This is a genomic window from Parendozoicomonas sp. 2304DJ65-17, from assembly GCF_058148445.1.
This window is the reverse complement of the sequence record NZ_JBYVJV010000081.1, coordinates 1-245: the sequence shown is the minus strand read 5'-3', so window position 1 is coordinate 245 and position 245 is coordinate 1. Positions and strand designations below refer to the sequence as shown.

The following is a 245-nucleotide window of genomic DNA, read 5'->3' as shown; positions in this document are numbered from 1 at the left end:
TGGTTACCTGATCAAGTTTCTGGCAAAGCAGTTTGGTGTCAGCAAGCGTGATATTTCTATTATCAGTGGCGCGTTAAGCCGGGAGAAAAGGGTTTCTATTTCGGAGCCTGAAAAGATTCCGGACAATTTGAATATCTTTCTTCCATGAAAGAGAGCGGTTCACTCAAGAAAAACCAGCAAGGCCATCACCAGCAGTCGAAACCCCCTAAGATAACCAAAGTTTCGGCTCTGCTCCGGAGTCGACA

At 46.1% G+C, this 245-nt stretch carries 1 protein-coding gene; it reads left to right on the top strand.

Annotation, left to right across the window (positions count from 1 at the left end; all coding sequences use genetic code 11):
• Positions 1–7 precede the first annotated feature (7 nt).
• Positions 8–148, top strand: coding sequence for an ACR/YggU family protein (locus ACY2RR_RS24600; RefSeq protein WP_490110836.1), 141 nt, complete (start codon positions 8–10; stop codon positions 146–148).
• Positions 149–245: the final 97 nt, after the last annotated feature.